Here is a 2,356-nt window from a genome sequence, read left to right on the forward strand (position 1 = left end):
CCGTATTTCCAGATCAGGTTTGACATGTCCTGGGCGAATTGGGTGATGACAGCGAACAGTCGAAATGGCTTGCCAGCGCCGCTGCAAAGCCGATGTGTTGTGCTGAATCTGCCGGGCCTGACCTCGGATCAGCTGCGCGTGTTTGCTGAGATCGAAGGGAAGCGCCGTAACCTGCCAGAGCCTGCGCTGGGGGCGCTGATGGATATCTTTGATCGTGGGTTGATCAATGACGCGGACCTGAGCCTGCGCTCTGTCAGTCGCATGCTGGACCGCGCTCAGACCCTTACCAACCGTCCACCATTGAACTGAGGTCACATCATGAATTACCTTACAATTCCGTACCATAGCGGTGAAATCGTGGTCCTTGGCGACCTGCATTATGACAGCTTCCGCCGCTTCGCTCTGTGCCCGATCAATATGTGTGCGCTGCAGGATATCATCTGGAACGCGGATGCCCTGATCCTTGCCGGTGATCTGACAAACGGGCCGGCTAAGAACTGGACGCGGGTGTTCCGGTATCTGTCCAAATTTACCCAACCGGAACGGATCTATGCGCTGCCGGGAAACCACGATTATTACGGTGGGCTTCTGAGCGACGATCCTGCTCTGAGGCAGGCAGCCGAGAACGCCGGCGCGCATTTTGTCCAAAAACAGGCCCTCTTGCATGGCGATACACGGGTTTTGTGCTGCACATTGTGGACCGATTTCAACCTCTCCGGCGAGGCTTCCATTGCGATGCGTGAAGCCGACCGAGGCATGGCGGACTATGACCATATTGGCGCCCCGAAAGATCGCAATACGCCCGTGGAAGATATCCCGATCATGCGGCAGCAACGCCGCTTAAAACCGAGAGAAACGCTGCGTGTGCATCAGGATCATCGCGCCTGGCTGGATGATAGCCTGGCCAGTCCCCACCCCAAGGGCAAGGACGGAAAAACGATGATCGTCACGCATCACGGCCCGCATCCGGCCGCTGCCGGAGAGATCGACACACTCTCGGCCGCCTTTCACTCAGACCTGGATAGCATGATCGAACAGCACCGCCCCGATGTGTGGTTCTTTGCCCATTCCCACCGCAGGATTTGCGCGAAGGTTCATGGGGTTGAAATCCGTAATGTCTCCATCGGTTATCTGGATGAAGTGATTGATCTGCGCGCCTCTTACCTGCGCGAAAAAAGCGTCTGGAAAAGTCAGCGTGCTGATGCGTGACAGGTCCAAACCTAATGGGAGGAAGCAAATGACTAACGATGAAAACCAAGGTCCTGATATGATATCTGAGACCAGACAAATGGACATTTTGTCCGACGAAGCCCTTTGCAAAGCCATAGCTGCGATCGTGTCTGATGCCAGTTTTGAAAGCCAATACAAAGCTGGCACGCAACATAGACCTGCGATCGTAGGCCGTCTTGAGGCGATTGAACTTATTCTGGAAAACGCGTGCGTCCTTTACGGCGGAGACAAAGACGCAGCAAAGCGCTTTATCCTGCGTAAGCACCCGCTTTTACATCACCGCTCACCACTGGCAATCGTACTGGGAAACCCAGCGCGTGCAGATGTGGTGGCAGACCTGCTGCTGCGCGCAGGAGCAGGGTTCGCAGTGTAGTAGTCAGAGAGTTTCGGCCCAGAATCGACATTAGCTGCGATCGCAAAAGCTCTCTGGTTCTGAGCCAACACATGGGGGAAAAAGCCCGAATTCGCTGTTGCGTAACCACTCTTCTATGGAATGTCGGGAGTGCGCAGTAAGAGGTCGTTGTAAATCTGAAAGGCCCTCGGCTTTTCGCGGTCAGCATGTCTCTCATCTTTCTGCTCCCACGGGAACAGCCATCCTTTGAACGTTCCAACCAAGACTATCCGAGGCCGCCCATAGCTTTGCAGGCTTAAGCGATGCTGTTCACGGATGTGAGCCAGGATCACCATATCATCGCGTTGACGCTGGCTCATCGGGCGAACCCGCCACGCGCGAAAACCACGTGATGTGACCCGCATAACTTTGCACAGGAACTCAACTGGCCATTCTTCTTTCCAGGCGTCGATGAACGCAAATCTCACCGGCTTTGGCCTGCAAAGAAGATTGCCGCCTTTTTTAACACTTCCCTCTCCTCGCGCAGCAGACGGACTTCCTTGCGAAGCCGCGTGTTCTCCTTCTCAACGTCTTCATGCGGTCCTGACATCAGGTCATCGTGTTGATGCTGTTGAACCCATTTGTTCAGCGTCGAAAGCCCAACCCCTAAATCTGATGAAAGTTGAGGCCGCGTTAAGCCACTCGTCGCCGCCATGCGCACCGCATCACGCCGAAACTCGTCTGTGTATCTCTTTGCCATTCTCTATCTCCTTCATAGCAAACATTGCTCGAAAG

At 54.7% G+C, this 2,356-nt stretch carries 4 protein-coding genes and 1 pseudogene; 3 read left to right on the forward strand and 2 right to left on the reverse strand.

Annotated features, from left to right (window positions below; translation table 11 throughout):
* The 3 genes and pseudogenes from RJ38_RS00450 to RJ38_RS00460 all read left to right on the forward strand — a co-directional run.
* A pseudogene (locus RJ38_RS00450) lies at positions 1 to 309 on the forward strand (AAA family ATPase); the annotation flags it as partial.
* Between the two features lie 9 nt (positions 310 to 318).
* Positions 319 to 1,209 carry a metallophosphoesterase gene (locus RJ38_RS00455; protein WP_052245099.1) on the forward strand — a complete coding sequence of 297 codons (891 nt, stop codon included), beginning with the start codon at positions 319 to 321 and terminating at the stop codon, positions 1,207 to 1,209.
* A 28-nt stretch (positions 1,210 to 1,237) separates the two neighbouring features.
* Positions 1,238 to 1,603, forward strand: a complete 366-nt coding sequence (locus RJ38_RS00460) for a hypothetical protein (protein WP_039016954.1) — start codon at positions 1,238 to 1,240, stop codon at positions 1,601 to 1,603.
* Between the two features lie 113 nt (positions 1,604 to 1,716).
* Here the strand turns inward: RJ38_RS00460 and RJ38_RS17880 are convergent, their stop codons facing one another.
* A complete protein-coding gene (locus RJ38_RS17880) occupies positions 1,717 to 2,049 on the reverse strand; it encodes a hypothetical protein (protein ID WP_052245100.1) in 333 nt (110 codons plus the stop codon).
* Complete coding sequence (locus tag RJ38_RS00470; RefSeq protein ID WP_039016955.1) at positions 2,046 to 2,321, reverse strand: IS3 family transposase; 276 nt, start codon at positions 2,319 to 2,321, stop codon at positions 2,046 to 2,048. The genes RJ38_RS17880 and RJ38_RS00470 overlap by 4 nt, the downstream gene beginning before the upstream one ends.
* Positions 2,322 to 2,356: the final 35 nt, after the last annotated feature.

The sequence above is a fragment of the Halocynthiibacter namhaensis genome, assembly GCF_000812685.1.
Lineage (GTDB): Bacteria > Pseudomonadota > Alphaproteobacteria > Rhodobacterales > Rhodobacteraceae > Halocynthiibacter > Halocynthiibacter namhaensis.

Coding starts and splice junctions, on each gene's coding strand:
- RJ38_RS00455 (WP_052245099.1), top strand. CDS start 319: ATGAATTACCTTACAATTCCGTACCATAGCGGTGAAATCGTGGTCCTT.
- RJ38_RS00460 (WP_039016954.1), top strand. CDS start 1,238: ATGACTAACGATGAAAACCAAGGTCCTGATATGATATCTGAGACCAGA.
- RJ38_RS00470 (WP_039016955.1), bottom strand. CDS start 2,321: ATGGCAAAGAGATACACAGACGAGTTTCGGCGTGATGCGGTGCGCATG.